General features: G+C 59.9%; 16 protein-coding genes. 2 read left to right on the plus strand and 14 right to left on the minus strand.

Going from position 1 to position 23,550, the window contains the following annotated elements; all coding sequences use genetic code 11:
• The 7 genes from ACLV74_RS09780 to ACLV74_RS09810 form a co-directional block, all read right to left on the minus strand.
• Positions 1–747: a class I SAM-dependent methyltransferase gene (locus tag ACLV74_RS09780; protein ID WP_411879201.1), complete on the minus strand. Its 747-nt coding sequence runs from the start codon at positions 745–747 to the stop codon at positions 1–3.
• A gap of 67 nt (positions 748–814) precedes the next feature.
• Positions 815–2,026, minus strand: coding sequence for a glycosyltransferase family 4 protein (locus ACLV74_RS09785; protein ID WP_411879202.1), 1,212 nt, complete (start codon positions 2,024–2,026; stop codon positions 815–817).
• Between the two features lie 73 nt (positions 2,027–2,099).
• Complete coding sequence (locus tag ACLV74_RS09790; protein WP_411879203.1) at positions 2,100–3,656, minus strand: hypothetical protein; 1,557 nt, start codon at positions 3,654–3,656, stop codon at positions 2,100–2,102.
• A gap of 59 nt (positions 3,657–3,715) precedes the next feature.
• The gene (locus ACLV74_RS09795) at positions 3,716–4,603 is read right to left on the minus strand and encodes a glycosyltransferase family 2 protein (protein WP_411879204.1); all 888 of its coding nucleotides are present in this window, start codon (positions 4,601–4,603) and stop codon (positions 3,716–3,718) included.
• Between the two features lie 37 nt (positions 4,604–4,640).
• Positions 4,641–6,536 (minus strand): pilus assembly protein PilF, encoded by a 1,896-nt coding sequence (locus ACLV74_RS09800; RefSeq protein ID WP_411879205.1) that lies wholly within the window; start codon positions 6,534–6,536, stop codon positions 4,641–4,643.
• An 86-nt stretch (positions 6,537–6,622) separates the two neighbouring features.
• Complete coding sequence (locus tag ACLV74_RS09805; protein ID WP_411879206.1) at positions 6,623–7,084, minus strand: pilin; 462 nt, start codon at positions 7,082–7,084, stop codon at positions 6,623–6,625.
• Between the two features lie 204 nt (positions 7,085–7,288).
• Entirely contained in the window at positions 7,289–7,588 is a 300-nt protein-coding gene (locus ACLV74_RS09810) for a hypothetical protein (protein ID WP_411879207.1), read from the minus strand.
• Positions 7,589–7,729: 141 nt separating this feature from the next.
• Here ACLV74_RS09810 and ACLV74_RS09815 point away from each other — a divergent pair, with 141 nt between their 5' ends.
• Positions 7,730–10,462 (plus strand): tetratricopeptide repeat protein, encoded by a 2,733-nt coding sequence (locus ACLV74_RS09815; protein ID WP_411879208.1) that lies wholly within the window; start codon positions 7,730–7,732, stop codon positions 10,460–10,462.
• Between the two features lie 9 nt (positions 10,463–10,471).
• Complete coding sequence (locus ACLV74_RS09820) at positions 10,472–12,970, plus strand: tetratricopeptide repeat protein (protein ID WP_411879209.1); 2,499 nt, start codon at positions 10,472–10,474, stop codon at positions 12,968–12,970.
• Position 12,971: 1 nt separating this feature from the next.
• Here ACLV74_RS09820 and ACLV74_RS09825 read toward each other — a convergent pair whose 3' ends face one another.
• From ACLV74_RS09825 to ACLV74_RS09855, 7 genes are all read right to left on the minus strand, one after another.
• The gene (locus ACLV74_RS09825) at positions 12,972–13,676 is read right to left on the minus strand and encodes a hypothetical protein (protein ID WP_411879210.1); all 705 of its coding nucleotides are present in this window, start codon (positions 13,674–13,676) and stop codon (positions 12,972–12,974) included.
• 80 nt (positions 13,677–13,756) lie between these two features.
• Complete coding sequence (locus ACLV74_RS09830; protein WP_411879211.1) at positions 13,757–16,162, minus strand: GspE/PulE family protein; 2,406 nt, start codon at positions 16,160–16,162, stop codon at positions 13,757–13,759.
• Entirely contained in the window at positions 16,159–16,950 is a 792-nt protein-coding gene (locus ACLV74_RS09835) for a 3',5'-cyclic-nucleotide phosphodiesterase (RefSeq protein WP_411879212.1), read from the minus strand. The genes ACLV74_RS09830 and ACLV74_RS09835 overlap by 4 nt, the downstream gene beginning before the upstream one ends.
• A 36-nt stretch (positions 16,951–16,986) precedes the next feature.
• Positions 16,987–19,236: a CHASE2 domain-containing protein gene (locus tag ACLV74_RS09840; RefSeq protein WP_411879213.1), complete on the minus strand. Its 2,250-nt coding sequence runs from the start codon at positions 19,234–19,236 to the stop codon at positions 16,987–16,989.
• Positions 19,237–19,298: 62 nt separating this feature from the next.
• Positions 19,299–19,958, minus strand: coding sequence for an FHA domain-containing protein (locus tag ACLV74_RS09845; RefSeq protein WP_411879214.1), 660 nt, complete (start codon positions 19,956–19,958; stop codon positions 19,299–19,301).
• Between the two features lie 39 nt (positions 19,959–19,997).
• On the minus strand, positions 19,998–20,783 hold the full coding sequence (locus tag ACLV74_RS09850) for a Stp1/IreP family PP2C-type Ser/Thr phosphatase (protein ID WP_411879215.1): 786 nt from the start codon (positions 20,781–20,783) through the stop codon (positions 19,998–20,000).
• Positions 20,784–20,796: 13 nt separating this feature from the next.
• The gene (locus tag ACLV74_RS09855) at positions 20,797–23,532 is read right to left on the minus strand and encodes a CHASE2 domain-containing serine/threonine-protein kinase (RefSeq protein WP_411879216.1); all 2,736 of its coding nucleotides are present in this window, start codon (positions 23,530–23,532) and stop codon (positions 20,797–20,799) included.
• Positions 23,533–23,550: the final 18 nt, after the last annotated feature.

Consider the following 23,550-nt stretch of genomic DNA (forward strand, 5'->3'; position numbering starts at 1 on the left):
CTAGCCTGCGTTCGAAAGTTGCCCTGGCGGTTTTCTTGCTATCAAAAGACTATCGTCCCTGAACGGCTTCGGCTCGCCGAACTGACACACTGAAAGCCGCTTCTTGATATCTTCAACCGTCCAGAATCTCACATAAAAGAGTGAGTGCCGCCCTTGAGCGGTAACCGGCGCCACTATGAACCGACCGTTAGCAGCAAGGCAGCGCTGCACATTGTGTATGGCGAAATCCAGCTTCTCTTCGCTGACAATGTGTTCGATCACGTCGATCATCAGAATCAGGTCGAACTCTCCCTCCAACGTGTCGGCCGTGATATCCCGGCGAATGAAACGGAAGTCGGGAAAGCGCTCGGCCAGCGTGGGAAACAAGGCGTCGGTGATATCAAGGCCCAGGTAGTTGCTGGCACCTTGCTCCTTGAGCAGCCCGGTATAAAAGCCGTTGCCACAGCCGATTTCCAACACTCGAGCACCTGCAATATTGATACCTTCCTGCCGGCACAAGTCGAGAAAAGCGGTCGACGCCTTTTCATACATGGCGCGGTTATTCTGCTCAGACAAGCCCTCGTCTCCAACACCTTTCAAGGACGTACCGTACCGTGCAAACCTGTCGCCCCAGTAGCGTGCGGCGTCGTAGCCATCCTTTGTGCGGTATTTCATAGGCGCCACCAATGTCTTGTAGAAAGCCCGACGAAGAAACCCGATCGGGTCTTGCCTGAATTTTCCAATGGCTGTTTGAAGGGTTGTTTTCATGAGTGATAGCGTGAGGAACAAGGCGTGGAGAGACGAGGCTTTTTCAAGGCACGGTTGCAAGCCATTGTCATGCGGTATTGTCCAGCGTATCAAAAAGACGGCCATAGCGGGCGGCAACACTTTCCCAGTCGAAATGCCGCAAGACGTGTTGCCTGCCACTATGCGCCGTTCGCCGTCGCAAACCGGCATCCGCCAATATCCCGACCACGGCTTCGGCGATGGCAATCGGATTCTTCTGGGCGGCCGTCATGCCGGTCTCGCCATGAATGACGACATCCCGTATCGCCGGCAGGTCAGACGCCACCACCGGGCACTCACAGGCCAAGGCTTCAACCAACACCAGGCCCAGCCCCTCTTGGTCACCCTGGTCCGTGACGATGGAGGGCGCCACAAAAACCGTCGCTCGCTGATAGAGCGCGGGAAGGTCCTTGTTTGGCAAGGCGGGCATGAAAGTGACGGCATGCCCGATGCCGAGACGGTGAACCTGTTGCTTGAGCACATCGCTCAGAGGTCCGTTACCGACAATGCGAAGGCATGCACCGGGGTGCCGGCGAATGATTTCCGGCATTGCATCCAGCAAGAATGCGATTCCTTTTTTTTCGACCAGGCGCCCCACAAACAACAACTCGTTGTCCGCGCGCACCATGGCGGGATCCGGCACAAACAGCGTTTGTGCATCAACGCCCATGGAAATTGTCTGCAATTGCCCAGGCCTTGCGCCCAGCGACAGCGCACAAGCCGTCATGGCATTGCTAACAACGGTGAGCCGCGAAGAGCGGCGAATGACCCAACGCTTTATTGCCGTCAGCAGCCAGCCGTTCAAGCCCAGCAGGTCACCGCCGTGCGACGTGCAGACCATGGGCGGCACGTTCGCCGTCACCAGGCCGGCAATCGCCACGCTGAGCCCTTGCGGGATCAACCAATGCACATGAATCAAATCAATCCGCTGGCGATGAAGAATCCGGCACAGGGCGGCAATTTGCGCGACAAAAAGGAAGGGCAGCAAACAAAGGCGCCAGCGACTCTGCTTCAAATTCGCCAGAATGCCCCCCTGATAAGCCAGTTTCTCCCAGCGCGAAAAAAAATAGCGAAAACGGAGAACCTCAATGCCGGCCATTTTTTCGGCTCGTTTCGCGCCCTCAGCATGAGGCGCAAGAACAAGGATATCGAACTTATCTGCGAGCCTGCGGCATAACTCAAAAACGAATGGCGGCTCGCTGTCACCTTGCCAGCGCGGAAAGGTAGAGGTTAAAACCAATACACGCTTCTTAATGGCCATTGTTTTCGCAATTCTTTCTGACGCGCAGCATTGTGCCGTCTGGTTTATCTCGACGTCACGCGAGCCAGAACCGTCAATCCACATGCGTCGACGGTGCGGCCCGCCCGGTGGCGCGTTGCAGCCGCCATTGTGATGAGCCCTTCAGACAGTCGATTGCCCAGAGCGGAGGTTCAGTGGCGCCAATGAACAATACGCCGCCAGCCGGAACGTCCGCCCAGGCGCCACAATTATTTCCGTTAGGCGCATAGACTTTTTTCCCTGTAAGGTATCGCAGATGAATTGCCCTGTAGTCCGTCAATATCAACGTGGACGAATCTACGCCCTGAAGATTTTCCACCAGCGCACGGCTTGTCGGTGAAGTGTCTCGCAAATCGCGGTAACCAAGGCCGAAGTTGGTCCGCCAGCGAGGTATCCCGTCCGATGCATAGTTGTTGCGGATCACGTACGCCTGGTCAAGGCCGGAATAGACCAGCAGAGCCAACAGCAAAACAGCCAGTATTTTTCGGGTGTCCAGGAAGCGATCCGAAAATGCGGCGTTGATCGCGGGAGCCATCGCGACAAGCAAAAAGGGAAACACCACGGCCACCATGCGCAAATCCAGGTCGACCGTTGTCTGGATTTTCCTGGCGTAAAGGAGGAATAGCAGATACCCCGCCATCCAGACCATTGGCAGCCAGGCTTGCGGAAGGCGCCGCCATTGCACGCCGTTGCTGCGAAATGCCCGATAGGCCACAAAGGCAACCGCGACGAGTATCGGGATTTCAAGGTTTGCCCTCAGCACCATGCTGAAAGCGAAAAAGCAGTGCTCGAACAGATCAACGATAGCCGTCAGGTCTTCAAACCACCGGTCAACCTTCGGGGCACCCCCGCGAGCCGATCCTGATATGTTCCCGGCCAGTTGCCAGTTGCGAAGCCACAAGGGAAGGACCAACGCCGCGCCCAGCAGCATCGCCCCGGTTGCATGGGAAATTCTCTTGCCCAAGGCCGAGTTCGACGCAGCAAGGACCGAAAAGCCGAGTATGGGCAGAAAGACCGCGCCCACGTACCGCACCCAGTTGGCGCTTCCCGTCAGGAGGGCCGCGATCGCAAGCCAGATGAATTTTTCCCCGGATATCCGGTATTTCCAGAAGGAGGCATACGCCAGCAGCAGCAAGGGAATGAACAGCGTCTCGCTCCACGCATGGCCGTAGACAATCATGTGAGTCGGGGTGAAAGCGTTCACGGCTGCAATGGCAGCGGCGACCACGGGATTGCCGGTCGCCTTCCAGCAGATCCAGAACATGGCCAGGGTGGTGATCACCAGGAGCGCCGGGTTCAACAGGGAAGGCACCTCGTCGATCACGCCACCTGTAAGACTCAGGCCGGACGCCCACAGCGCCGGATAAGCGGGCGGCCAGTTCAGCAGGGGTTGCAATTCTGGCGTCTGAGCTAGCACGTTGGTCGCCTGCATCGGGTGGCCGGCCACGAAGTGGTGCGCCGCGTCCCGGTACGTCAAAGAATCCATCGTGTAAGCGACCCGCCCACCCGTTGCGTACTGCATCAACCCCAATGCCATTCCCACCGCGAGCATTGCCAGCCCCATCGGCAACATGTTGCGAAAATTGGAGAAACGCATGGAGTTAAAAATCATGATGGAGATGGGCTTTCCTCAATATGCGGACGGCAGGAAGCCTTTTGTCTTGCGCCACGCTATTCGTCTGAGCGGTCGCTGGTATCAATGTTCTTGTAATGCAAGGCCGAGATCTGCTCGGAAACGATACCGATCAAAAAAGTGAACACCGCGGAGATGAATAACAACGCGCTCATATTGGTGAATCGACCAGCGGTCAGGTAGGTATACAGATAGTAGGCAAGGCCCGTCAGGAAAAACCCTCCACTGATGGGCAGGAAAAGCTTTTGCGGCGAAAAGAGTGTGCCTATCTTGATGATGATCAACAGAAAGCGCACACCGTCGCGCAAGGGATGAATATGGCTGGCGCCGTTAGCCCTGCGGGGTGAGTGAATAGGCACATAAGCCACGCTATACCCGGCGCGGAAAAAACTCATGGTGATCGTTGTCGGATACGAAAACCCGTTTGGCAGCAGGTAAAGGAACTGCCTGAACTTGGAAGCGCGAACCACCCTGAACCCGGAAGTCAGATCGGCAATCGGCTGCATCACCATCCAACTGGCGAAACGGCTGAAGATGTCGTTGGCCGCAGCGCGGTGAAGACCTGCCTGCGAGCCCCTCTGACGCGCGCCCACAACCATATCGTAGCCCTCGTGGAATTTCTCAAGCAGGACCGGAACATCTTCGGGTTTGTGCTGGCCGTCGCCATCCATAAAAACGATCACTTCGCCTTGCGCGGCGCGGGCCCCGGTCTTGATGGCCGCGCCATTGCCTTTGGGATAGGGATGCCTCAGGTGCTTGACCTTTGATTCGGTACACATGGCAGCCGTGTCGTCGCTGGAGCCATCGTCGACAACCAGTATCTCCGCTTCAGGCAGAAGGGTCACGAGACGAGGCAGGACGCCGCGCAGGTTTTCCGCCTCGTTCCTGGCGGGAATCACGATAGAAACTTTGGCTGTGTGGATCATGGAACCCTTTGGCAATTCGCGTCAGTGCCGCATTATGTTATTTTGCAGCGAGCAATTCGTTGAGCGTCTGGCGTTCGTCCGCCGAAAGATTCTCGCCTTGCAGGTCACGCAGCAAACGCATCGCCTGCTCTCGCTCCCCTGAAATCAATACCAGTTGTGCCCACTTGAGGCGATTGCTGGGATTGCCTGGGCTCAGCGCGAGCGATTGTTCCAGCGCGCGCCGGGCGGCCGCCAGATCGCGTTCGTGCAGCCACAAATAGTCGGCATGCCAAGAATGCAGGATAGCCTGCACATAAGGGGAGACACCGGGGTTGGCAATAGCGGAGGTGAACAAACCGTCCACTTCCGGCCTGCTCATGCATGCCGTTCCTTCAATGGCCATTAACTTGAGACTGTACAGCACGCTTCTGTCGCCCGGCGCGAAGCGTGCTTGATGCAAACGACGAGACAACTCGTCGAATGCGGCTCGGTCCAGTGTCTTTTTTGCCTTGCAGTCCAGCTGGATCAATCCGAGCAGGCTCATTTTGAAATCCGGGTCGACTTCACCGGCCGCTTCATAGTGATTGCGGGCAAGGGCGTAAATTCGCGAGTCCGGGGCGGCCGCCTGCGGCAGGTTCGCCAGTGCAATCCCCGCCTCGTGCCGAGCCTGCGCCGATGCCGGATGATGTTGCGCCTCGATCTGGGTGCGCCGCAAATCCTCGCCAAACTGGTTGGCGCGCAGTCCGGTGACAAAACAGGTATAGACCAGGACAGTGCCCGCAAGTGCAATCCCCACCGGCCGGTACCGCCCGTCCTCCAGCGCGCGCGCCAGCGCCCAACCTGCTGCCAGCAAGACGCCAAGAAGGGGAAGGTAGTTCCGGTGCTCGTGGGCGAGTTCCAGCGGCAACACGGTGGACTCCAGGGCGTGGCCGATCAGGAACCAGGCGATGCCGAAGGCCGCGAGCGGCGCGCTTTTTCTCAGCCGCCAGGCAAGCCAGACCAGGCCGGCGAGCCCGAGCAACGCGGGCAAGGTTGTCCACGGAGAGAGCAGGCCGGTGGAAATAGCAATGTCGTCGTGATACAGCCCAAACGCGGCAATGCGCGGCGCAATCATCAGGCCGAGATAGAACCAGAGTATTCGAGCCTCCGACAGTACGCGTTCCATAAGCGAGAACGCGCGAAGATCGTAGCCCGCCCACAACCATCGAGCGCCGCCAAGAAGCACATATACGGCACCCGCAATCAGAACTAGGCTCACCAAAGCAACAAGGCCGCGGGCAAAGCGGTCCAGCTTGCCAATCGAGGCTCTGTGCAAGATCACTTCCCAGGCAAGTGCGAAGAGGGGGAAAAGTACCCCCGTCTCCTTGCTGAAAAAAGACAAAGGCCACAAGATTCCCCAGGCCATCAGAATCCAGGCAACGCCTGTCCGGTCGCCGCGTTCCCGCCCGAAAACATGAAGCAACAGCGCGGCAAGAAGAAAGAACGCCGACAAACTCGTCATGCGTTGCACAACGTGCAGAACCGGCAGAAGCTGTATGGGCTGCAACAACCACAACGCAGCCACTGCGCTGGAGGCGATCAAGGCATCTTGACGCTTCGCGGCGGGCGCAGTCGCCATGAGCAAACGAAGCGCCAGGGCAAACACGATGACGCCACAAGCAAAGTGAATCGCGAGATTGGTCGCCTTGAAGGCAAAAGGGTCAAAACCGCTGAAATAATAATTGAGCGCAAAGCTCAGCTGGGCCACCGGCCGCCCGGAAGGGCCGGCACCGCCACTCACGAGCGCTTGATGAATCGATTCGAGCGACAGGTTTTCCAGGCGAACGCCTTGCGCGAGAAGGATGCTGGGCCCATCGTCGAAAAAAAAGCCTCCATGCAAGCCCGGCCAATAGACGGCAAGGAGAACGGCACTGGCAAAAAATCCAGCCAGCGTGAAGAGGTGCGATATCCGCATAAGCAGAAGAATGAAGGGAAGGATGAGAGGAAAAAGAAAAAGCCCCTTGGCGAAAGGCCAAGGGGCTTTTTTGACAGCTCAATCGATCAGAAATCTTTGCAAGAGCTTGGCAGGTACTTGGTGTCCACGCCGGCGGTTGAGGTGCCCTTGCCGCACTTCCACAGCACTTGGCCGGTACCCGTTTGCGCTTCACCGCGCAAGATAACGGTCTTGCCCGAAGCAAGCGCTGGCAAGCCGGCATCAGTCTTGGTGGTCACAATGATGTCACCGCTGGTGTCGGTGCCGGAGTAGGTAACGGAAGCCACATACTTGGTGACTTGGTCCTGTATGCCCATCGAGTCGCGCGACAACGACATGGTGTTTTTCTGTGAATAGGTTTCCGAGACAGCCGTACGGCCGGCGGAACCAGCCAAGATGACTTCGGACATTTTGGCGCGAACCATGTAGTCCTGATAAGCGGGCAAAGCCACGGCAGCCAAAATACCGATGATCGCGACAACGATCATCAATTCGATCAGGGTGAAACCCTGCTGGATAGAACGCTTCATGAAAAAACTCCTTAATGAAGAACAATAAAACTGAAAAGGCATCAGAGTTCTGCAGTTTTCATGCCAGCGCTGCGCGAGCCTCTGGATCTTTGCTTTTTACCGAAAAAAGGCAAAAATTGCGATTACCAACGCCGATTTTTGTCAAGACCGGGGGTTGATCTGACATTTTTGTCGCACCGTCTCGTGTGAAGGGTTGCCGGCGGCTTATCCAATTTTCTGCATCAGCCAGGTTGTCATCTCGTCGGCGTAATCCGCCGAAATTCCGGCATCAAGAAGCGCCCATTTGAAAACGTTTCCAAGCTGGGCTTTCTTATAGGTATTCAGTGTATGTTGCGCTTTGAATTGAACAATCTGCACTACCATCTTTTCGAGGATGTAGTCCACTTTTTTGGCAAATTCCTTGTCCCCTTTTTGCGATGCCTTTGGGATTCTTTCTAGGAAAAATTGCGCAAGAGATACGCCAAATTTTTTCGCCTCGCCGGCGTCAAACCAAGCCAGTGCCATATAGATCCCTGATAGTGTTGCTCGTGCGGCGATTATAGAATCAGCAAGGTTTTGTTCCCATCAATCAAAGGGGCCGCACAGTTGGCGCTTGATGCATCTCATCCCCAGCCGGCTTCAGCGGCCTTACAGAGTAAATGAGCAATGGGACTTTTTGATCGATTGACACAGCGCAAAAGTGGTGCCGTGAGCCTTGCCGGTGACGTGGCATTGGATGCTGGCCGGAATGCCGAACACTGGCTGGAAAAAGGGTTGCAGCTTGAACAGCAGGGTGAGCTGGACGAAGCCTTGAGTTGTTATCAATCGGCCATTGATTTGATGCCGACGCTCGCACGGGCCCACTTCAACCGCGGCAACATCTTGCTGGACCGCGGCGATGCGCAGAGCGCGCTCGAGGCTTACGAGGAGGCTATCCTGTACAAACCGGATTCGGCCGCAGCGCATTTCAACATGGGCAATGCCTGTCTGCGCCTCGGGGCGCCAGAGGCCGCCGTTGTGGCCTACCGGCAGGCGGTCGCACTGAAGCCGGATTTTGCGGATGCCCATGCCGCACTTGAAGTGGCGCTTGAGGTTGAGTCCGGTTATGCCGAGACCCGTTTTAACCAAGGCCTTGCCGAGCAGGATCTCGAACAGCCTGATCGAGCAAAGGAGTTCTACCGTCAAGCCCTCGCGATAAAGCCCGATCACATAGCGGCTTGCAACAACCTTGGCGTCATATTGCTTGCAGAAAAGCAGGCTGACCAGGCAGCATCCTATTTTCAGCGCGCCCTGGAGGCGGATCCCAACAATGCAGCCACCCATACGAACCTGGGCAGCGCTTTGCAGGCTCTTGGGAAGATGGAGGAGGCGATCACCCACTACCGCCGGGCGGCGCAAATCGCGCCAGACAATGCGGCGACCTGGGTTCAACTCGGCAACAGCCAAGGAGACCAGGGCCAGCACAGCGATGCCGTCGCCAGCTATCGCCGCGCATTGGACATCGAGCCCGACAACCCGGAGGCCAGCCTGAACCAGGGCGTTGCCCTGCTGGAGCTTGGACAACTTGACCCGGCCGAACAGTGCCTGCGCCGCACGCTTGAGATTGAACCCGGCTCAGCGGAAGCCCACAACAGCCTGGGCCTCACTATGAGAAAGCGTCATCAAATGGACGCTGCGCTACTCTACTTTCAAAAGGCTTTGTCCCTTCGACCAGGGTTTGCGGCTGCCCACATCAACATAGGCAGTGTATTGCAGGCCCTTGGGCAAGACGAAGCCGCCGCACAAAGCTATCAACGGGCCCTGGACATTAATCCCGACTCCGCAATCGCCCACTCCAACCACGGCAGCGTGTTGAAGAGTCTCGGCAAACTCGACCAAGCCGAGGCAAGTTGTCGCCGTGCGCTGGAGATCGATCCACAGCTTGCGGAGGCCCATAACAATCTCGGCGTAATTTTCAGTCGCACCAACAGGCTCACCGAATCCATCGAAAGCTTTGAGCGCGCCATCAGGACCAAAGGGGATTACGCCAACGCTTACTCGAACCTTGGCGGCGTTCTGAAAGATATCGGTCGCCTTGCCGAGGCATCGAAAACCCTGCATCAGGCACTGACAATCGACCCGGATAGTGTTCTGGCGCACAACAACCTGCTGTTCATCCATAACTACGTGGCCGACCTGCCCGCCGGGCAGTTGCTGGCGGACGCGAAGCGGTTTGGTGAAGTCGCCGAGCGGCTGGCGCAGCCTCGTACAAAATGGCAAAACCCACCCGATCCCGAGCGGGTGCTGCGGGTGGGCTTTGTGTCAGGCGACCTCAGCGGCCATCCGGTCGGTTTTTTTCTGGAGGGCGTGCTGAAGGCACTGGCATCCCGCCCTGGGGGCAGGCTTGAGTTGTTTGCTTATCCCACTTTTACCTGTGACGATGAGACAAGCGCGCGGCTGCGCGCTTGCTGTAAAAGCTGGCATTCGGTGGTCGGGCTTTCCGACGAGGCTTTGGCGCAGCGCATCACGGAAGATGGCATTGACATCCTGATAGACCTGTCCGGGCATACGGCGCACAACCGGCTGACGATGTTTGCCTGGAAACCGGCGCCCATCCAGGTAAGCTGGCTTGGCTATTTCGCCACGACCGGCGTGGCCGCCATCGACTACTTCATCGCCGACCCTTGGACGCTTCCACCGGATCAGGAAGTCAATTTCAGCGAGCAGATATGGCGCCTGCCTGAAACCCGTCTTTGTTTTACGGCGCCTGCCGAAGATGTGGCGGTCGGTCCTTTGCCGGCGCTGGCCAACGGCTACGTGACGTTTGGCAGCTTCAACAACCTGAGCAAAATGAATGATGCCGTGGTGACGTTGTGGGCGCAGGTTTTGAATGCGGTGCCGGACAGCCGCCTGTTCCTCAAATACCAGCAACTCGGGGAAGCGTCCGTACGGCAAAACACGCGTGATCGCTTCGCGGCCCACGGCATCAAGCCTGAGCGACTGATTTTTGAAAGTTACGCTTCCAGGTCAAGCTATCTAGCGACGTATCAGCGTGTAGATATCGCCCTTGATCCTTTCCCGTTTCCAGGCGGAACTACCACTGCGGAGGCTTTGTGGATGGGCATTCCTGTGTTGACCTTGGCCGGTGAGCGTTTTCTGTCGCGTCAGGGCTTCGGCCTGCTGATGAATGCAGGCCTGCCCGAATGGATCGCTACCGACACTCGCGATTACCTGGCGCGCGCGGTATCGCATGCCGGGGATCTGCAGCGTCTGGCTTCGCTACGGCGCGGTTTGCGACAGCAGGTGCTGGATTCGCCTGTCTTTGATGCATCTCGCTTTGCACGGCGTTTCGAGACCGCCCTGCATGAAATGTGGCAAAAATGGTGTGCCCGGCATCACCGCACTCCATCGCCGGGTTAGAAAAAACAGATGGGACTGTTTGATCGTTTTCTGAAAGCACCAGCCGGGCCCGCCAGACCCATCGAAAGTGCGGCAGCGGCAGACACGAGCGAGGCAGAGCGCCTTCTTGAGGAAGGAATGACGCTTGAGGACAGAGGGCAACAGGAAGAAGCCTTGACGCGTTATGAGGAAGCTATTCACTTGAAGCCTGAACTCGCGCGCGCTCACTTCAACCGAGGCAACATATTGTTGGACAAGGGCGACGCGGCGGGCGCACTGGCCGCCTATGAGCAGGCTGTGAAATACAAACCAGATTCAGCCGCAGCGCACTACAACATAGGTAGTGCCCACCTGCAATTGGGAAACCCCCGCGAAGCAATGGCCGCCTGCCGAAGGGCCATTGCCTTGAAACCCGACTTCACCGACGCGCACGTCAGCCTCGGCATGGCACTCAGTCAGCTGGGAGAGTCTCGCGAGGCGACCAACAGCTATAAGCGCGCCGCGGAAAGCAGGCCAGACTCCGCGGATCTGCATCGCACGCTGGGCCGCGTGATGATGGAATCAGGACAGACCGAGGAGGCAATCGCCAGCATTGATACCGCTCTGGCCCTCAACCCCGATGACGCGCAGGCTCATCACAGCCGGGGGATTGCCCTGCACGGTTTGGGGCGTTTCGACGAGGCCATTTCCAGCTATCGGCGCGCGGTGGGGATCGATCCCGGCTTGATGGAAGCGTACAGCAACCTCGGAAGTACGCTCAAAGAACTCGGCGATCTTGACGAGGCCATCGCCTGCTATAGCCACGCACTCAAGATCAACCCTGCTTCGGTTGAAACGCATCACAACCTCGGCCTGGTTTTTCAGGAGCGGGGGCAACTTGAGCAGGCAACAGCGTGTCATCAGAGGGCCCTGGATATCCGGGCCGGCTATGCGCCGGCGCATAACAGCCTGGGTTCCGTATTGGGTCAACTTGGACAGTATGAGAAGGCGCTGGAACATTTCCAGCGGGCGATAAAAAGTGAGCCGGGCAACGCGGATGGGCACCTTAACGTTGGCATCACACTGGCAATGATGGACCAGCCCCAGGCCGCCATCGCGAGCTTCCGGCGCGCGCTCAGCATACGGCCGGACAATGCGGACACCCATGTCGGCTTGACCAACGCATTGAAGGATCTGGGCCAATTTGAATCGGCGCTCACCAGCGTGCGACGTGCGCTTGAACTGGATCCGGACTGTGCCCTGGCGCACAATAACCTGCTGTTCATTCATAACTATTTGGCGGACCAGCCTGCCGCAGTGTCGCTTGCGGACGCCCGGCGCTTTGGCGAGATGGCCGCGCGGCTGGCGCCCTGCTGTACGGAGTGGCTGAATCCGCCCGACGCCGAACGGCGCCTGCGTGTAGGTTTTGTTTCCGGCGATCTGCGCGACCATCCGGTGGGCTATTTCCTGGAGGGCGTGATGGCGGCCCTCTCTTCTCAGGCCTCCGGGCGGATCGAGCTGTTCGCTTATTCCAATCACAGCGACGACGACGCAACAAGCCGGCGCCTGCAGGCCCTTTGCAAGGGCTGGCTTGCCGTACAGCAACTCTCGGACGATGCCTTCGCCCGGCGCATCCGGGATGATGGCATCGATATCCTGATTGACCTTTCCGGACACACAGCGTACAACCGCTTGCCGGTGTTTGCCCGCAAACCGGCTCCCGTGCAGGCGACCTGGCTGGGGTATTTCGCCACGACGGGGGTTACCGCCATCGATTACCTCATCGCCGACCCCTGGACCCTTGCACCCGACCAGGAAGCCCACTTCAGCGAGAAAATCTGGCGCCTGCCCGAAACCCGGCTGTGCTTTACGCCGCCGGCCTCCGATGTGGACGTTGGCCCTCTGCCGGCGCTCGCAAATGGGTATGTGACTTTCGGAAGTTTCAACAACCTCAGCAAAATGAACGACGCCGTGGTTGCGCTATGGTCACGCGTGCTCCATGCGGTTCCGGGTAGCCGCCTGTTTCTGAAGTACCAGCAGTTCGGGGAAGCGTCGGTGCAGCAAAGCACCTGTGAGCGCTTCGCCGCCTACGGCGTCGCTCCCGACCGGCTGATGTTTGAAGGATACGTTCCCAGGGCAAGTTATCTGTCGGCTTACCAGCGGGTGGATATCGCCCTCGACCCGTTCCCCTTCCCGGGCGGGACCACCACAGTGGAGGGCTTATGGATGGGTGTTCCGGCTTTAACGCTGGCCGGCGAACGCTTCCTGGCACGCCAGGGCGTCGGCCTGTTGATGAATGCCGGTTTGTCCGAATGGGTGGCCGCTGATCTGCAGGACTATGTTGCTCGCGCGGTAGCGCATGCCAATGATTTGCAGGCCTTGGCGGCGTTACGAAGCGGCCTGCGCCAGCAAGTGTTGGCCTCAGCGATCTTTGACGCCTCACGCTTCGCAAGCCACTTCGAAACTGCCTTGCGTGATATGTGGCGCACCTGGTGTGCTGCGCAGGCGCGCCGGCCTTCCCAGAACCCGCCCGCACAGCCGCTGATTTGAACTACGCCGACTTCAGGTTCCAGGTGTACTCAAGCAAGGCGTACTGCTCGACGGTAGGCGAGACCTTAAACGCCAGCGCGTGAACGGCGAGGACACTCTGACTCGTGCTGACATACACCACCGGAAATCCGCCATCCATCAGGATTTTCCGCAACGATTGGGGAGTGAACCCGGTTTTATGCGCGAAAAAATCCTGGCCGCTCTCCTGTATTTCAGTTTGCAGACCATAGACCACGTCATGCGCCGAAATGGGTCCCGCGGGGCTTTGATACAAAATATCGTCCAAATCCAGTTCCCGCTCGCGCAAGGCCTTCATGACCTGTGCAATATCCGGAACGCGAATTTCGGCAAATCCCGTTTCGTTCAACATGTGATGAAAGCCGCGGACGACATTCAAGCCTTCATGACGGTAATAATGCTCGAGGTTATGCGAACAGTACACGGCATCGTAGACGCCTCCCGTTAACGTTCTTAATTCGCGTGCGTCACAAACAAGCTCTGGTCCACCCCGGGGATCGATGTCCAGCAGGTCGTGCTTCCAGCCCACGAAGTGGCTCGGAATCGGTATTTGTTTGCTGCCCCCCACGTTCAGGACGCTCTTGACGTCGGCTTTCCGTTCCACGGGACTGCTGTCGAGAGCGCTTATTTCGGTGCGCCGATCCGCCTTCGGCGCCGAAAGAATGTTTTTGAGGAGTAAAAGCAACATTTACCAGTGAACTCCGTTTTCATTGAATAACCGCAGGGCGGGCGTCGGCAACACAGGCTTAAACGCCGCGCCCATCTCCATCACTTGATGCAAACCGAACGAACCATCTTCAGGTCCGTCAGCCCCATCAGCACCTTCTCCATGCCGTCCATCTTCAGCGTGTGCATGCCGCTGCTGACCGCGCTGGCAAACAACTCGGCCACGCGGGCGCGTTCCTGGATCAGCTTTTTCGCGGCGTCGTCGGCAATCATGAGTTCATGCAGGCCGATCCGGCCCTTGTAGCCGGTCTTGCCGCATTTGTCGCAGCCCACGGCGCGGTACACGGTGAGCTTGCCGTCCTTGCCGTAGCGCTCCATCCAGTCTTCAAACAGCTTTTGCGACTCGCCCCCCTCATCGGCTTTCCAGGCGTCGGTGTGCCGCAGCTCTTCGGAGTATTCCTTGATGAAATCCTTGATTTCCTGCGAGCTCAAGATGTGAGCTTCCTTGCAGTCACACAGCTTTTTGGCCAAGCGTTGCGCCAGGATGCCCAGCAACGCGTCGGCGAAGTTGAAGGGGTCCATGCCCATGTCCAGCAGACGGGTGATGGACTCGGGCGCGGAGTTGGTGTGCAGGGTTGAAAACACCATGTGGCCCGTGAGCGAGGCCTCGACGCCCATGGCCACGGTTTCCTTGTCGCGCGACTCGCCGACCATGATGATGTCCGGGTCGGCTCGCAGGAAGGCGCGCATGACCAGCGCGAAGTCGATGCCGGCCTTGCGGTTGATCTGCACCTGGCGCAGGCCTTTTTGGGTGATTTCGACCGGATCCTCGGCTGTCCAGATTTTGGTGTCCGGCGTGTTGAGGAATTTCAGGATGGAGTGCAGCGTCGTGGTCTTGCCGGAGCCCGTGGGGCCGCACACATAGAAGAGGCCGTAGGGCTTGGAGATGGTTTTTTCCAGCCGCTCCTTGTTGTTGGCCGTGAGGCCGAGCTTTTCGAGTGGAATCGGCTCGCCGGCGGCCAGGATACGCATGACCACGTCTTCCACGCCGCCCGCGGAGGGAATCGTGGCCACGCGCAGCTCGATGTCCAGCGGTCCGTATTTCTTGAACTTGATCTTGCCGTCCTGCGGCTTGCGCTTTTCGGAAATATCCAGGTCGCACATGATCTTGAGCCGGGTGATCATGGCCTGGCGGAACTGCGCCGGCACCTCGATATAGGGCTGCAAGGTGCCGTCAATGCGAAAGCGGATGCCGGTCTTGGCCTTGCCGGGCATGGGCTCTATGTGGATGTCCGAGACCTTCTGGTTGTAGGCGTCGATGATGACCTTGTTGACGAACTTGACCAGCTCGTTGTCGGCGGCCGCGGATTCCAGCGAACTGTCGTCGATGGCGTCGCCTTCCAGCGGCGAGTCCATGTCGGCCAGCAGCTGGTCGATGGAGCTGTTGTCGGCGCCGGTGCCGAACAACTGGCTCAGCGTCTCGTCGAACTCGGTCTGGGTGGTGGCGCGGTAGGCAAATTTGGTGATGCGCGGAAACACCTGCGGAACGACGCGCGAGCCGCGCACGGCTTCCGGGTCCATGCACATGATCACCAGGCCGTCGGTGGTTTCTTCCAGCGGTATCCAGCCTTGTTGCCCGATGAATTCCCGCTTGAGCGGGCCGTGCAGCATCTCGGAGCGTATCCGGCCGGCATTGAAGGGCTCGTAGCCCACGCCGAAGAATTTGGCCAGCGACTGCCCGATCTGGGCGGGGCGGATATGGTAGCCGGCCATCAGCATGTGCTCGACCGACTTGCCTTCCTCGCGCGCGCGCTGGATGCACTGCCGCAGCTCGTCCTGAGACAGCACGCCCTCAGTGACCAGCCCGTCGTACTTGGTGGCCTTGCGGCGCTGGCCGTCCTCCGCCCTCTGCATGCGCTGGCGTATCGCGATGCCCAGCGTCTGGCACAGCTGGCGCGCGCCGTCCTCCTCAAGTTTTCCAAAAGGCTGGTCGCTTCGGTTGTTGATGACCTGCAGGACGCCGTACAGCGTGTCTCCGTCCATGACGGGCGCCACCAGCATCTGCTTGGTCCGGTAGCCGGAGCGCTTGTCGACCTCCTGGAGGAAGCTCAGTGCCGGGTGGATTTTCTTGAGGGCCTCTTCGTCGTAGACGTCGGCGATGTTGACCATCTGGCGGGACATGGCCACGTAGCCGGCGATGCTTTGCGCGCTGACCGGCAGCTTCAGGTCGCGACTGGTGTTCAGGCCCGTCTTGACCTTGGACACAATGGACGTGCGGTCCTCGTTGACCGCGTACAGGGTCAAGCGGTCGGCGTTGAAGAGTTTGCAGATGTCCTGGCTCGCCTCCAGCATGATCTGGTCGATGTTTTCGGTTTCATGGATGCGGTTGGTGACCAGCTGCAGCTGCCGGAAGTACAGCGCCTCGAAGGTAACGCCGCGCTCCTGCGGCGGCAGCATCTGCGAGTCAAAAAACTCGTCCTGGGGATCTCGTTGCAATACGGCGCTCATAGTTCAAACTCCTGGCCCGCCCGCAACCACCGGATATCGTGCGAAACGTTGGGGCCAAACGGGCGGGTTTGGTCAAAACGCTGTATCTCGGCCATGATGAGATCGGTCTCGGCAGGCTTGGTGTGTGTGATGTAAATCGGGTAATTCTTTCCGCGCTCTATGCAGTCGAGCTCATTGGCAAGGGCGTGGGGCGACAGGTGCAGGCTGCGCTTGGCCAGGTCGCGCTCGCGGTTGCTGAAAGCGGTTTCTATGACCAGCATGGCCACGTTCATCTGGTTGATGCGGGCCCACAGGGCGGGGTTCTGTTCGGTGTCGCCGGTGAACACCCAGCAGCCTTTGCCGGTGGCCACGGCATATCCCACGGCCGGCACGGTGTGCACGGCCGGCAATACCTCCACGTGCTTTCCCGCCAGCAGCAAGGTCTGCCCTACCTCAAGCGGATGAAAGCTGATGAACGGCGCCGCGGGCGTGGGAATCCTGGAGAAATCCGGCCAGATGGTGTTGTTGAAGATGTGCGCCTTGAGCGCATCGATGGTGCCTTGCAGGGCATGAATCTGTATCGGCGTCGTCCGCCGCGCCGCGATGGCGTCCACCATGAGCGGCAGCGCTGCGACGTGGTCCAGGTGCGAATGCGTCAGCAGCACGTGGTCGATGCCGGCCATCTCATCGAGCGAGAGGTCGCCGACACCCGTGCCGGCGTCGACCAGCAAATCATGGTCGAGCAGAAAAGACGTGGTCCGGCAGTCCTTGGCGATGGCTCCCGAGCAGCCGAGTACACGTACTTTCATGAGGTTTTCCGGTTGGCCCTGGGTTGGTCTTTTATATTATTTGGTCTCAAAATTGGTCGCGCCATCCCACTCCGGATCAAACGGCAACAGCCTCATGGAGGCTACACGCTCCGCATACAGCCGGTAAAGGAACTTTTTGCCATTTCCCCGCTGTAAATTGAGCAGTTGCACGTCGCATTGGTCCCAGTCCTGGGCACGGTAGGATTTCAGGGCCATGCCCCAGGTTTTCAGTTCCAGGGCATTGTCCTTGTCGATCCGCTCCGCCAGTGCCAGGGGCCAAAAAATGGCGACAGCCTGATCTTTGCCCTTCACGCGGACTTTGTCCAGTTCCTGCCATGCAAAGTCGCCGGCCAGCTTTCGGGTGGACTCGCTGACCACGATGTCGACGCCGTAGGTCTTGGACAGGCCCTCCAGGCGCGAGCCCAGGTTCACGGCATCGCCAATCACGGTGTAACTGCGGCGGATGTCCGACCCCATGTCCCCTACGCACATGGTGCCTGTGTTCAGGCCTATGCCGATGCCGATCTCGGGTAAACCCTTGGCCTTGTGTTCTTCATTGATCTTGAGGATGGCGTTGGACATCTCAAGCGCCGTTTTCACGGCCAGCGCGGCGTGGTCGGGCGTATCGACGGGTGCGCCCCAGAATGCCATGACGCAGTCGCCCATGTATTTGTCGATGGTGCCGCGGTTGCCGCGTATCAGGTCCGTCAGCCGGTTGAAGACGCTGTTGAGCAGCGCCTGAAGCTGGGTCGGCTCCATGGTCTCCGACATCTTGGTGAAGCCGCGCATGTCGCAGAACATGACGGTCAGCTCCTTGGTAGTCGCCTTCATGCTGTAGCTGTCGGGGTCTTTCACCATCTCGTCCACCAACTCGGGCGGCACATAGGTGCCGAACAGGTTGGCCAGCTCGCGCTTGGAACGGCTTTCAACAAAATACCCGTAACTCATGTTCAGCGCGAAGGCCGTCAGCGCCATGACCAGGGCGCTGGCCAGCGGCAGCACCAGGCCGTAACCGGCATACAGCCAGAAATTGAGCCCGGCAATGGCGGCAATCACCGCCAGGCTGACCAGCACCGCGCGCGAAGCCGACAACAGCGGCAACGCGAAGGCGAGCGTGAGACCGGACAGCAGCAGGATGACGATCTCGAACCCGACGGCGTAATCGGGCTTGACGAAGACCTTGCCGTCCAGGAAGCCGGAGATCACGTTGGCGTGGGTTTCCACGCCGGGATAGGTCTCACCGACCGGCGTGACCCGTAAATCGAGCAACCCCGGCGCCGTGGTGCCGACCAGGACGATCTTGTCCTTGAGCGCGCCAGGCGCCAGGCGCTTGGCCAGCACGTCAGCCGCCGAGATGTAGCGGAAGGAGCCGCCATTGGCGCCACCGTTGCCCCGAAACGGCACCAGCGTGGCGACCCGGTCGTCGACCGGAATCGCCAGGGTCTTGCCGCCTTGCTTTAGCAAAATGCTCTCCAGCCCCTGGTAATTGCGCGTGAGGAATTTTTCCGGCGGAAAACCGGGCTCGACCTTGGGCAGGCCGACCAGCATGCGAAACATGGCCAGCGCCAGCGACTCGTAGTACTGGCCCTTGTATTCCGCCAGCAGGGGAATGGAGCGAACGACACCGTCGCCTTCGGTGATGGAGTTGAAAAAGCCCCCCAGCGGCGCGGCCTTGGCCAGCAGCTCGATGTTGGCCCCGTAACCATTCCAGCTGGTGAACTTGATGGGACGCCCGCCCAGCGCATCGCGGTCCATGACGGGTGCCGGCAACATTCCGTTGACGCGTCCGTCCCGGTCGCTGGTGAAGTAGTAGCCCATGACGACCGGCCGCCTTTCAATGGACTTGGCGAACACCGCGTCGTAATCCAGACCGGCCTGTAGCTGGTTGAGCTTTTCAGCAAAGCCGGGCTGGTCCTTCAGTTCCGCCTGCGCCAGCTGCTTGAGCCGCTTCAGGCCCGAGCTTTCGTCGGCTTCCGCGAACACCACGTCGAAACCCAGCAAGGCCGTCTTCTGGCGGTCCTGGAGCTCCTCGACCAGTTCGGCCAGCCTGTTGCGCCCCCAGGGCCAGCGGCCGACTTCGGCCAGGCTTTTCTCGTCGATGTCGACGATGACGATGCGCTCATCCAGGGTGTGGGGCATGGTCGCGCGAAGGCGCGCGTCGTAAATGATGTCGTCCAGGCGCTGCAGCACGCCGATACGCAGGACGCCGCCGGCATGCAGCAAGGCAAAGACCAGCGGAATCAGCGTGACGGCGATGCGAGGCCAGTGCCGGGAGAGGAGTCTCATGAGACCTCGGGTGTTGGGTGCCGGCGGCTCGCGTTACGGCCAAGCCCGCGCGGGCACCCGGGTCAATGTTGGACGAACTGCATTTGCGTTCCGGCCAGCTCGAGCATGTCGCCGTTTTTCAGGACCACGGGCTCGGCCCCGATAGGCGCGCCGTTGAGGGTCGGTTTTCCGGTGCCTTCCACGTGGGCCACGACAAAACCCTGGGGCCGCTTGGTGATCGCCGCGACCGCGACGCCGGGCTTGCCGATGGTGGTGACCACCTTGACCAGCGCCACCTCACGGCCGGCCGCCGCGCCCGACATGACCTTGATGGCAGCACTGGGGCCGCCGCCCGCGTCAACCGGCGCCGCTGCGGGCGTACCACCCGGGGGCGGCGCGACCAGGCCGGCGGAGCCGGCCTTGATGATCATGGTTTTCTCGAATCCGGCCGGTGCGGCCTCGTTTACATACTTGATCTTGTACTTGCCGATTTCCACCGTGTCGCTGTTTTGCAGCAGCAGCTTTTTGACGGCCTTGCCGTTGACATAGGTGCCGTTGGTGCTGTTGAGGTCCTCGAGATAGACCTCATTGCCAGACATTTGCAGGACGGCGTGCTCCCCACTGACAGCGAGGTTGTCAATGACGATGTCGTTGTAGGGCCTGCGGCCCAAAGACGTGCGGTCTTTGGTCAGCTGGACTTCCTTGATCACAACGCCGTCAATAGAGACGATCATTTTCGGCATGGCCGACTCCTGTCTGTTTTTAAATTTTCAGTCACCGCGCTATTTTCCCAGCATTCTGGACAAAAGGCCGCGCTTGGCCGAGTCTTCTTTCGCGTATGCCAGCAAGACGGAAATATTATCGCGTCCGCCGGCCTCGTTCGCCGCGGCAATCAGCTGCTTTGACTTTTGCTCCAGCGTACCCGTCCCCACCAGGATGGCGGCAATGCCCGGGTCCGCCACCATATCCGACAAACCGTCCGAACACATCATGTAAAGGTCGCCTGCTTCCACGCGGTGCTCGTTGACTTCGACCAGCACGGTGTCCTCCACGCCCAGGGCGCGCGTCACCAGGTTCTTGTTCAGGGAGGTCAGCGCCTGTTCGGGCGTGATCAACCCTGCATCAATTTGCTCCTGGAGCAGGGAGTGGTCCTTGGTGATCTGCTGCAGTTCCTGGCCGCGCAGGCGGTAGCAGCGCGAGTCGCCGATATGGCCCAGCATCAGGCGCCCGTCCTGGAAGACGCCCACGACCAGCGTGGTGCCCATGCCCGTGTACTGGGGATTGGAGTTGGCCGCGTTGAAGATCGAGTGGTTGGCGTTTTCGACACAGATTTCCAGCGCCCGGCGTACTTCCCTGGCGTTGGCGTGCCGGCCGGCCTGGGAAAGCCAGCGCCCCATTTCGGACTTGATGAAGGCCACGGCCATGCCGCTGGCGATCTCGCCGGCGTTATAGCCGCCCATGCCGTCGGCCAGGATGCAAAGCCGGGTCGCGGCATCAAACGCGACCGCATCTTCGTTGTTGTCCCGCGTCAACCCTGGGTCGGTATGTGTACAAATCTCGTAGATCATCTTGTTCGTGTTGTCACTGGGTGTCTGTGTCGGCGGCGGACGGCCTGGAAACAACGGTTTTATCAAACGTTGGGGCTTCGCCCGCATTCATGGCCTGGGTCGCATCATAGGCCCTGGCTTCGGGTGCCTGGGCGGCGGAGGCGGACTGCACCACCGTGGCGTCGAACGAAGCCCCGGCCGCGGCCGGCGGTGCGGCGTAGGCCGATGGAGCTGGCGCGGCACCGCCCAGGCTTGCAATGACCTCGCGCAGGTCGGCGGCAAAGCGATCGCCGTCCTGGTAGCGCAGTTCGGGTTTCTTGGCCAGCGACAGCGCGACGATTTCAGCCAGCCGCGCGGACAGCTCCTTGCGGATGATGCGGATGTCCGGCGCTTCTTCGTTGGCGATCTTGTACATCAGCTCGGCCATGGAATCGCCCCGGAAGGGCAGCACGCCGGCCAGCATCTGGAACAGCATGACGCCCAGCGAATACAAATCCGAGCGCCCGTCGACTTTTTTTCCGGCAATCTGCTCGGGCGACATGAAACTGGGCGTGCCCAGCACCAGGCCGGTCTTGGTCTTGCTCGAATCGGTGATGCGGGCGATGCCGAAGTCGGTCACCTTCACCGTGTCGCTGTCGATCTCGTACATGATGTTGGCGGGCTTGATGTCCCGGTGCACCACGTTCTGCTTGTGCGCGTAAGCCAGCGCTTCGGCCACCCGCGCCACGATGGACAAGACCTTGGGGATCGGCAGCAGGCTGCCGTCCTTGGTCACGTCGGCAAGGTCCTTGCCCTTGAGGAATTCCATCGCGATGTAGGCCAGGTCATGCTCTTCGCCGGCGTCGAAAATGGTCACGATGTTCTGGTGCTGCAGCCGCCCGGCCGTCTCGGCCTCGCGGAAAAAGCGCTCGCGCGCATCGTCGAGTTCTTCGCCCTCGAACTCCTGGCTCAGCGCCATGGTCTTGATGGCCACGACGCGGCCGATCTTGGGGTCCTTGCCGAGGTAGACCACGCCCATGGCCCCCTTGCCCAGCTCTTTTTCCACCTGGTAGCGGCCCAGCATGGGCTTTTCGACACCGCCGCCGTCCAGCAGCATGGTGCCGCCGGGGTGCGCCCCACCCCCGCCCAGGATGACGGTTTCCGACAGGTTCTTGGCGCGGTTGAGCCGGGACTGCAGGTCTTTGTGGTTCTTGTTGTAGCTGGCCATGTACTCGTACACGGCCTGGGCCTTGTTGAACTGCCGCTTGCGCTCGAAGTCGAGCGCGAGGTTGTTCATGTTGTCCATCAGCGCGTCGGTGAAGGGCACGCGGCGGAAGCGGTCAAACGCCATGTCGAGCTGGCCCTGGCCTTGCAGCGCCAGGCCCATCATGCGGTTGGTTTCGGCCGATTCCTCATCGGACTTGAGCTTGCCGGCCTCGGTCATGAGGAAGCGTTTGGTCGTCAGCGCCAGGTGGCCGATGACCAGCAGGGCCGCAGGGAAAACGAACTTGAGCCAGGTCGCGGCCGCCGACAGCAGGCTGAACTCAAGCACCAGCAGCACCACAAACAGCACCAGCGTGACGATGGCGGCCTTGCCCGCCGACAGGCGCGGCAGCCCGGCGATCAGGTAGCCGGCGACCAGCAGCAGCACGCCCAGCGTGGCCCAAACGCCCCAACCCGGCTGCACGATGAAATGCTCGCTCAGGATGCTGGAAGTGATGTGTGCAATGGTTTCCGCCGGGGAAAGCCCGGGACCGGCCGGCGTCGGGAACTGCGTCCCCACACCCGCGGCAGTGGCGCCTATGATCACGATCTTGTCGGCGTACTTGGCCGCCGGGATCTTGCCGGAAATCACGTCGTAAAACGAATCGACGGCAAACGCCGGCCGGCCGTCCCTGCCTTTGTAGAACTGCGGCAGCATGAGCGCCGACTCGTCGGTCTTGATCATCAACTTGCCGATCTGCACCGATTCGCCCACGTTGAGCTTGATGTCGGACGGCCCGAGGTTCAGGCTTTTGGCGGCCACCAGCAGGCTCATGGAGGGCACGGCCTTGCCGTAGTAGTTGATCAGCAGCGGCTCCTGGCGCACGGCGCCGTCCACGTCGGGCAACTGGTTCAGGTGGGCAATGCCGGCGGCCGCCGTGCCTATCTGCTCGATAGGCTGCTGACCGCGTATGGCCGGCAACGAGAAGTTATTGGTTTCATCCACGGCGCTTTTCAGCGCATAGGCCGGCAGCGGGTTGTCGGGACGGCCTTGCGGCACGCCAAGCTGGAAAACCGAGGGCACCAGGACGTTGCCGGCCTTGGCCATGCTGGCGGCGAGCTTGGCGTCGGTGTCCAGGGCGATTTCGGCCTCCGCGATGACCTTGCCGAGCTGCTCAGGCAAGCCACCCTGAGGTGGCGCGGCCGGGTCCGCCACGGGGCCTAGCGCTTCCTTCATCTTGCGGATGAACACCAATCCGCGGTCCGTCTGGGGCTCGAAGAAGAAGGCGGTATGCGCGATGGTTTTGGCTTTGGCGGCGGAAAGCTGGTCGATCAGCTGGGCGTGTACGTCGCGCGGCCAGGGCCAGCGGCCTATGTTGGCAATGCTCTGGTCGTCGATGGCGATGATGGCGATGCGGTCGGACGGCTGGCGCGAGGTGCTGGTGCTGGCGAAGTCGTAGTAGCGGCGCTCCAGCGTGCCGAAGAAATCCGTCAGGCCATGCAGGAAAAGGACGGCCAGCACCACCAGGACCCCGACGAACCAGTCGGCCCGCCAGAACTGACTCAGCTTTCTAGATGATGAGGCCACTACCCGTCCCTTGTCCTG

Origin of the sequence: Polaromonas sp. YR568, from assembly GCF_943369415.1 — a bacterium.
GTDB lineage: Bacteria > Pseudomonadota > Gammaproteobacteria > Burkholderiales > Burkholderiaceae_C > Polaromonas.

Bases quoted from the DNA above. Each gene is read 5' to 3' on its own strand.
- ACLV74_RS09790 (WP_411879203.1), bottom strand. From the start codon at position 3,656: ATGATTTTTAACTCCATGCGTTTCTCCAATTTTCGCAACATGTTGCCG.
- ACLV74_RS09850 (WP_411879215.1), bottom strand. From the start codon at position 20,783: ATGATCTACGAGATTTGTACACATACCGACCCAGGGTTGACGCGGGAC.
- ACLV74_RS09805 (WP_411879206.1), bottom strand. From the start codon at position 7,084: ATGAAGCGTTCTATCCAGCAGGGTTTCACCCTGATCGAATTGATGATC.
- ACLV74_RS09825 (WP_411879210.1), bottom strand. From the start codon at position 13,676: ATGTTGCTTTTACTCCTCAAAAACATTCTTTCGGCGCCGAAGGCGGAT.
- ACLV74_RS09820 (WP_411879209.1), top strand. From the start codon at position 10,472: ATGGGACTGTTTGATCGTTTTCTGAAAGCACCAGCCGGGCCCGCCAGA.
- ACLV74_RS09815 (WP_411879208.1), top strand. From the start codon at position 7,730: ATGGGACTTTTTGATCGATTGACACAGCGCAAAAGTGGTGCCGTGAGC.
- ACLV74_RS09785 (WP_411879202.1), bottom strand. From the start codon at position 2,026: ATGGCCATTAAGAAGCGTGTATTGGTTTTAACCTCTACCTTTCCGCGC.
- ACLV74_RS09810 (WP_411879207.1), bottom strand. From the start codon at position 7,588: ATGGCACTGGCTTGGTTTGACGCCGGCGAGGCGAAAAAATTTGGCGTA.
- ACLV74_RS09795 (WP_411879204.1), bottom strand. From the start codon at position 4,603: ATGATCCACACAGCCAAAGTTTCTATCGTGATTCCCGCCAGGAACGAG.
- ACLV74_RS09840 (WP_411879213.1), bottom strand. From the start codon at position 19,236: ATGAGACTCCTCTCCCGGCACTGGCCTCGCATCGCCGTCACGCTGATT.
- ACLV74_RS09830 (WP_411879211.1), bottom strand. From the start codon at position 16,162: ATGAGCGCCGTATTGCAACGAGATCCCCAGGACGAGTTTTTTGACTCG.
- ACLV74_RS09845 (WP_411879214.1), bottom strand. From the start codon at position 19,958: ATGCCGAAAATGATCGTCTCTATTGACGGCGTTGTGATCAAGGAAGTC.
- ACLV74_RS09780 (WP_411879201.1), bottom strand. From the start codon at position 747: ATGAAAACAACCCTTCAAACAGCCATTGGAAAATTCAGGCAAGACCCG.
- ACLV74_RS09800 (WP_411879205.1), bottom strand. From the start codon at position 6,536: ATGCGGATATCGCACCTCTTCACGCTGGCTGGATTTTTTGCCAGTGCC.
- ACLV74_RS09835 (WP_411879212.1), bottom strand. From the start codon at position 16,950: ATGAAAGTACGTGTACTCGGCTGCTCGGGAGCCATCGCCAAGGACTGC.